This window comes from Vibrio sp. Sgm 5 (assembly GCF_026241575.1).
GTDB lineage: Bacteria > Pseudomonadota > Gammaproteobacteria > Enterobacterales > Vibrionaceae > Vibrio > Vibrio jasicida.
Genome location: NZ_JAPHPY010000099.1, coordinates 1 through 7,486, shown reverse-complemented (window position 1 = coordinate 7,486; position 7,486 = coordinate 1). Strand labels below are relative to the sequence as shown.

Annotated in this window: 7 protein-coding genes; 6 read left to right on the top strand and 1 reads right to left on the bottom strand. The window is 46.0% G+C overall.

The window, feature by feature from the left end:
- Nucleotides 1-119 precede the first annotated feature (119 nt).
- Nucleotides 120-590: a zinc ribbon-containing protein gene (locus OQJ86_RS25830; RefSeq protein ID WP_038873812.1), complete on the bottom strand. Its 471-nt coding sequence runs from the start codon at nucleotides 588-590 to the stop codon at nucleotides 120-122.
- 155 nt (nucleotides 591-745) lie between these two features.
- On the opposite strand from OQJ86_RS25830, the gene leuS reads away from it, so the two are divergent.
- From leuS to mrdA, 6 genes are all read left to right on the top strand, one after another.
- The gene (gene leuS, locus OQJ86_RS25825) at nucleotides 746-3,319 is read left to right on the top strand and encodes a leucine--tRNA ligase (protein ID WP_045404887.1); all 2,574 of its coding nucleotides are present in this window, start codon (nucleotides 746-748) and stop codon (nucleotides 3,317-3,319) included.
- Between the two features lie 171 nt (nucleotides 3,320-3,490).
- Entirely contained in the window at nucleotides 3,491-4,048 is a 558-nt protein-coding gene (gene lptE / locus OQJ86_RS25820) for an LPS assembly lipoprotein LptE (RefSeq protein ID WP_038873808.1), read from the top strand.
- Between the two features lie 5 nt (nucleotides 4,049-4,053).
- Nucleotides 4,054-5,073 carry a DNA polymerase III subunit delta gene (gene holA / locus OQJ86_RS25815; RefSeq protein ID WP_038873805.1) on the top strand — a complete coding sequence of 340 codons (1,020 nt, stop codon included), beginning with the start codon at nucleotides 4,054-4,056 and terminating at the stop codon, nucleotides 5,071-5,073.
- A gap of 88 nt (nucleotides 5,074-5,161) precedes the next feature.
- Nucleotides 5,162-5,479, top strand: coding sequence for a ribosome silencing factor (gene rsfS / locus OQJ86_RS25810; protein WP_038875827.1), 318 nt, complete (start codon nucleotides 5,162-5,164; stop codon nucleotides 5,477-5,479).
- Between the two features lie 4 nt (nucleotides 5,480-5,483).
- On the top strand, nucleotides 5,484-5,954 hold the full coding sequence (rlmH, locus tag OQJ86_RS25805; RefSeq protein WP_038873801.1) for a 23S rRNA (pseudouridine(1915)-N(3))-methyltransferase RlmH: 471 nt from the start codon (nucleotides 5,484-5,486) through the stop codon (nucleotides 5,952-5,954).
- A 29-nt stretch (nucleotides 5,955-5,983) separates the two neighbouring features.
- The coding region (mrdA, locus tag OQJ86_RS25800; protein WP_265992111.1) for a penicillin-binding protein 2 at nucleotides 5,984-7,486 on the top strand (1,503 nt) is incomplete at its 3' end.

Genomic DNA, 7,486 nt, shown 5'->3' with positions numbered 1-7,486 from the left:
TCTATCGGATTTTTACACACTGGTGGGATCGTTCAATTGATCAGTCTATTAATTTCTTAACTGATCGGCATTAGCTCTGGTAGCCTCTTTTTTATTGCGTTGTATTTTTTGACTGCATGTTATGGCTTGAGAGATTGGCGACTAAAACCAGTATGATTACACTTGATGCATGGAATTATGACCGTTGGATGGTTGTAAGTGGTTTTATGACCACATTCATCACAGACCAATGTCCCGAGCCCGATGACTTCGCCCGCTTCATACAAGCCTTGATGCTCTAAATCATCGAACAACTCAACCCACTCAACTTTAGTTTTATCGGTAATATCCAGTAAACCTTGCCAGATTGAATCGGCAATGGTGAGATAAAAAGGCCCGCTTTTTCCTTCCTCATAGCTGTCGGAGAACTCTTTTAAATCGGCTTTTACGTAAGCTGAAATTAGTGAGAGCTCATCTTTGGTCATGTCGTTAGCGGCATCCACGACTTTGCCCGACGTTTCGAATACTTTGTTAACTTCATCCGGACTGTGCTTCAAGGTTTCCATCACATCCTCGAGCATTTCCTCATAACCTGCTTTACGTTTAGGCATAACTGACCTCCATCTTTCCACTACCAAGCGTCACTTCTAGGCGCATGGGTACAGATTGGCTATTGTTGTGATCCCTAGCTTTAGGTATTCTATGACGATCTATTTAAGTCTGTTCTAACCGAACTCACAAATTCCAAGATAACCGGATACCATCGATGCAAGAACAATACAATCCACAAGACCTTGAACAAAAAGTTCAAAAGCACTGGGATGACAACAAGACCTTTGTTGTAAGTGAAGACCCAAACAAAGAAAAATTCTACTGTCTATCCATGTTCCCATACCCAAGTGGTCGACTGCACATGGGTCACGTGCGCAACTACACCATCGGTGACGTAGTATCTCGTTTCCAACGCCTACAAGGCAAAAACGTAATGCAACCAATCGGTTGGGATGCATTCGGTCTACCTGCGGAAAACGCGGCAGTAAAAAACAACACTGCACCGGCGCCTTGGACTTACGAAAACATTGAATACATGAAGAACCAACTTAAGCTTCTTGGCTTTGGTTACGACTGGAATCGTGAATTCGCAACCTGTACGCCAGAGTACTACCGTTGGGAACAAGAGTTCTTCACTAAGCTTTACGAGAAAGGTCTGGTTTACAAGAAGACCTCTTCTGTTAACTGGTGTCCAAACGATCAAACTGTTCTTGCAAACGAACAGGTTGAAGACGGCTGTTGCTGGCGTTGTGATACTCCGGTAGAACAAAAAGAAATTCCACAGTGGTTTATTAAGATCACTGAATACGCTCAAGAGCTACTAGACGACCTAGACAAACTTGAAGGTTGGCCAGAAATGGTTAAGACCATGCAGCGTAACTGGATCGGTCGTTCTGAAGGCGTGGAACTCAAGTTTGAAGTTAACGGTCAACAAGATTTAGAAGTTTACACCACGCGTCCAGACACGCTAATGGGTGTGACTTACGTTGGTATCGCAGCAGGTCACCCTCTTGCGGCTATCGCAGCTCAGAACAACCCAGAGCTAGCGTCATTCATCGAAGAATGTAAAAACACCAAAGTAGCAGAAGCTGAGCTTGCGACAATGGAGAAAAAAGGTATGGCTACTGGCCTTACTGCTATTCACCCATTGAACGGTCGTGAAGTGCCAGTTTACGTAGCAAACTTCGTACTGATGGACTACGGCACTGGTGCAGTAATGGCGGTTCCTGCACACGACCAACGTGACTACGAATTTGCAACGAAATACGGCCTAGACATCGTTCCTGTCATCAAACCGGTTGATGGCAGCGAACTAGACGTATCTGAAGTGGCATACACCGAGAAAGGTGTACTGTTCGATTCAGGTGAATTCGACGGCCTTGAATTCCAAGCGGCGTTCGATGCAATCGCAGCGAAGCTAGAAGCAGAAGGCAAAGGCACTAAGACAGTTAACTTCCGTCTACGTGACTGGGGGGTATCTCGTCAACGTTACTGGGGTGCACCAATCCCTATGGTAACCACTGAAGACGGCGAAGTTCACCCAGTACCCGCTGACCAACTACCCGTTATTCTTCCAGAAGACGTGGTAATGGACGGCGTAACAAGCCCAATCAAAGCAGACAAAGAATGGGCGAAGACAACATTCAACGGCGAACCTGCTCTACGTGAGACAGATACGTTCGATACGTTCATGGAGTCTTCTTGGTACTACGCACGTTACTGTTCACCACAAGCTGACGACATCCTAGATCCAGAAAAAGCAAACTACTGGCTACCGGTAGACCAGTACATCGGTGGTATCGAGCACGCTTGTATGCACCTACTGTACTCTCGCTTCTTCCACAAACTGCTACGTGACGCAGGCTACGTAACGTCTGACGAACCGTTCAAGCAACTGCTGTGTCAAGGCATGGTACTGGCTGATGCGTTCTACTTCGAGAACGAAAAAGGCGGTAAAGAGTGGGTTGCCCCAACAGATGTTGCTGTTGAACGTGACGGTAAAGGTCGTATCACTTCAGCGAAAGACAATGAAGGCCGTGATGTAACGCACTCAGGCATGATCAAAATGTCTAAGTCGAAAAACAACGGTATCGACCCTCAAGAAATGGTAGACAAGTACGGTGCTGACACGGTACGTCTATTCATGATGTTTGCTTCACCAGCAGACATGACCCTTGAATGGCAAGAGTCTGGCGTAGAAGGTGCTAACCGCTTCCTGAAACGTGTTTGGAAACTGGTTCACGCTCACGCTTCAAAAGGTGCAGCTGAGTCAGTTGATGCAAGCGCACTTTCTGGCGACCAAAAAGCACTTCGTCGTGACGTTCATAAAACTATCGCGAAAGTAACGGACGATATCGCTCGTCGTCAAACATTCAACACAGCAATCGCAGCGATCATGGAACTGATGAACAAGCTTGCGAAAGCGCCTCAAGAATCTGTACAAGACCGTGCAATCCTTGATGAAGCACTTAAAGCTGTAGTTGCAATGCTTTACCCAATCACTCCGCACATCTCTTACGAACTATGGGCAGCGCTAGGTGAGGCAGACATCGACAACGCGGCATGGCCAACGTTTGATGAGAAAGCTCTGGTTGAAGACGAGAAAACTATCGTTGTGATGATCAACGGTAAACTACGTGCGAAGCTAACCGTTGCTGCTGACGCTTCAGAAGAGCAAGTTCGTGAGCTTGGTCTAAACGACGAGAACGCGAAGAAGTTCCTAGATGGTCTAACTATCCGTAAAGTGATTTACGTACCAGGTAAACTATTGAACATCGTTGCAAACTAGCCGCTCGTTACCAACGAAATGCAGCTTGCAAGAACTCAACGCCGAGCGAACTGATTCGTTCGGCATGAGTTTTCTAACAGGGTGAGTCCTCACCCTGTTTATTTACCTCAAACCATTCACGATGAGTGGTTTAAGGTAAATAACCCCTTAAATTTAGGATGAATACAATCAATGCGCTTTTTCTCTTTGATTAAACTACCAGTGGTATTGGTATTAGCGGGGCTTCTTTCTGCCTGTGGTTTTCACCTTCGTGGCGAGTATTCCGTTCCGGAAGAACTGCACACCATGTCATTCACTAGCTATGATGAATACAGTCCTTTGACTCGATATGTACGAGCTCAACTTGAACTGAATAAAGTGGACTTGGTACAGCCTTCTGCTAACACACCAAACCTACACCTAATTGAAGCAACCATTGACGAACGTACGCTGTCGCTGTATCAAAACAGTCGTGCTGCAGAAAAAGAGCTGACCTATGTAGTGCAATACCGCGTTACAATTCCTGAGTTCGGTTCAAAAGCCTTCACAACAACAGTAAACCGTAACTATCTTGATAACCCACTCACTGCCCTAGCTAAGTCAGTAGAGCGCGACGTTATCGAAGATGAAATGCGTCAGCAAGCCGCAAGCCAAATGATGCGTCAGCTAGGTCGAGTTCGTGCAGAGTACGAACAAGGTCATATTACTCCTGATGCGACAAACACTAACGACAACAAAACTGACTCTTAATCAAAATGCGAATTTATGCCGATAAGCTGGCCGACCATTTAGCAAAACACGTAAAGCAGGTTTATCTAATTTTCGGTAATGAACCCTTATTGATTCAAGAAAGCCGACAAGCGATTCAGCACACCGCGCGCCAGCACGGTTTTGAAGAAAGACATCGCTTTGCCGTGGATGCGAGTCTAGATTGGAACCAAGTTTACGACTGCTTCCAAGCATTGAGTTTGTTTTCAAGCCGTCAGTTAATTGAATTAGAGTTACCAGAAGCCGGCGCAAACGCAGCCATTAGTAAAGAGCTAGTCAGCCTATGCGAAATGCTGCATGACGATATCATGTTAGTCGTCATTGGCAGCAAACTTACCAAAGCACAAGAAAACGCAAAATGGTTTAAAGCCCTGAGTGCAAAGGGTGATTGGGTGAGTTGCTTAACGCCCGATTTACAACGCTTACCCATGTTTGTGCAAACTCGCTGCCGTGCCCTTGGTCTAAAGGCGGACCAACAATCACTGCAAGTGTTGGCACAATGGCATGAAGGTAATTTGTTTGCGCTCTCACAAAGCTTAGAGAAACTTGCTCTAATCTACCCAGATGGTGAGTTAACTGTGGTGCGATTGGAAGCAGCCTTAAGTCGCCATAACCACTTTACGACCTTCCACTGGATCGACGCTCTGTTAGCGGGTAAAGCCAATCGTGCACAACGTATACTGCGTCAATTAGAAGCGGAAGGCGTCGAAACCATCATTCTGATCCGCAGTGTACAGAAAGAGTTTAATCAACTGCTGAACATGCACCGCGACTTAACCCAAATGGGTATGATCCAGGTATTTGAAAAGCATCGTGTGTGGCAAAACAAACGCCCATTTTACAACGCAGCTTTGACACGCCTGTCAACAAGCCGCATTTGTGCGCTTTTATCTCTTTTGGCTCACGCCGAGATAAAAGCGAAAACCCAATATGAAGAATCTGTGTGGCCAACGATTCACCAGTTGAGCTTAGAAACCTGTTCACCTGATATTAAGCTGGCAATTTAGAATTCAAAGCATGATATAGTGCGCGGCCAGTTTTGATTAATATGATTCAAAACACCCACAGATTGAAAAGAAAACCGAGGAAAACCGAGTGCTTCGCGAAGAACTTAAAGACTTTTTAGCTGATAAAGCTGACGACATGAAAGCAGAAGAGATTGTAATTCTGAATGTAGAAGACAAATCTAGCGTGACAGATTACATGATCATTTGTACTGGCACCTCTAAACGTCACGTTTCATCTATTGCTGATCACGTCGCATCTGAAGTGAAGAAAGCCGGTCTAGAACCACTAGGTATGGAAGGCGAGAAAGAAGGTGAATGGGTTGTTCTCGATATGGGCGATGCCATGCTTCATGTCATGCAAGATGAACACCGTAACCTGTACCAGCTAGAAAAGCTTTGGGGTTAATCTTTTGAAAATTCAACTGATTGCTGTAGGCACTAAAATGCCCAAATGGGTCGAAGAGGGATTCCAAGAATACCGTCGTCGCTTCCCTCATGATATGCCACTTGAGTTGGTTGAGATCCCAGCAGGGAAACGTGGCAAAAATGCTGACATCGCACGTATTCTTCAAAAAGAAGGCGAAGCTATGTTGGCAGCGGTCCCAAAAGGCAACCGCATCGTGACATTGGATATCCCGGGCAAAAAGTGGGATACCCCACAACTGGCAGAACAGCTAGAAGCTTGGAAATTAGATGCTCGCGACGTTTCTATTTTAATTGGTGGCCCAGAAGGGCTTTCTCCTGCATGTAAAGCCGCCGCGGATCAAAGTTGGTCTTTGTCTGCATTGACCTTACCGCACCCACTTGTGCGTATTGTCATGGCGGAGAGTTTATACCGAGCGTGGAGCATTACTGCTAACCACCCTTATCACCGCGAATAATCGCTGCTTAGCCGTAGAGACAAGCGTTAATGATTCGTAAACGCCGCAGTCAAATCCGAGACTACCAAGCTGAAGCGCGCCTGTTTTCCAGTCGCGCTATTTTTGCTTTTTTGGGTATCGTCATTTTGATGGGGTTGCTGGTTGCTAACATGTACAACATACAGGTTAACCAGTTCCAAGATTACCAAACTCGCTCTAACGACAACCGCATCAAAGTCGTTCCAATCGCACCAAACCGTGGTCTTATTTACGACCGCAACGGTATTCTGCTCGCTGAAAACCGCCCTGTCTTCAACTTGGAGCTTACTCCAGAAAAAATCAAAGACATTGACGGCACCATCAAAGAGCTACAAACCATTCTTGAAATCACGCCAGAGCAAATTGAACGTTTCCAGCGTGAACGTAAACGTACGCGTCGCTTTAAATCCGTACCACTACTTACTCAGTTAGATGAAAACCAAGTTGCTGTTTTCTCAGTAAACCAATACCGCTTTCCGGGTGTTGAAATCAGCGCAACATTGAAGCGTTACTACCCATTTAGTGAAGTACTGACCCACGTTATTGGCTACGTATCACGCATCAACGATCGTGACATGCAACGCCTAGTTCGTGAAGAAAAAGACGCGAACTACCAAGCCACTCGTGATATCGGCAAACTAGGTATTGAAAAATACTACGAAGATTTATTGCACGGTACCGCGGGTTACCAAGAAGTCGAAGTCAACAGCCGTGGCCGAGTAATTCGTACCTTAAAGTACGTCCCGCCGATTCCGGGTCAAGACATCGTGTTAAACCTCGACATCAACTTACAACTATACGTTCACCAATTATTAGATGGGCGTCGCGGTAGTGCGGTGGTTTTGGATCCTAAAGACAATGGCGTGCTCGCGATGGTTTCAAGCCCAAGCTACGATCCAAACTCGTTTGTCCATGGTATCTCAGGTAAAGCTTACCGAGCCCTCTTGAACGACAAAAACCGCCCTCTTGTAAACCGAACTACGCTAGGTATTTACCCCCCAGCTTCCACCATTAAGCCATTTATGGCCGTTGCAGCTTTGGAAGAGGGTGTGGTAACACCAAAAACAACGCGTAATGACCCTGGCTACTGGCGCATTCCAAACTCCGATACTCGCCCATTCCGTGACTGGCTGCGTTGGGGTCATGGCCGCGTAGATATCATCAAGTCAATAGAAGAATCCGTTGATACTTTCTTCTATCAAGTCGCTTATGACATGGGTATCGACCGTATATCAAATTGGATGATGATGTTTGGTTTTGGTGACTATACCGGCATCGATATTTACGAAGAAAGCAAAGCAAACATGCCAACGCGTGAATGGAAAATGGCTCGCCATAAAACCCCTTGGTACAAAGGCGATACGATTCCTGTTGGTATCGGGCAAGGTTACTGGACAGCAACACCAATGCAAATTGCCAAAGCAACATCGGTATTGGTCAACGAAGGCGCCGTAGCCGCGCCACATTTGCTCAAAGCGACAATTGATAATGGCGGTGATTTTGAAGAGCAAAAG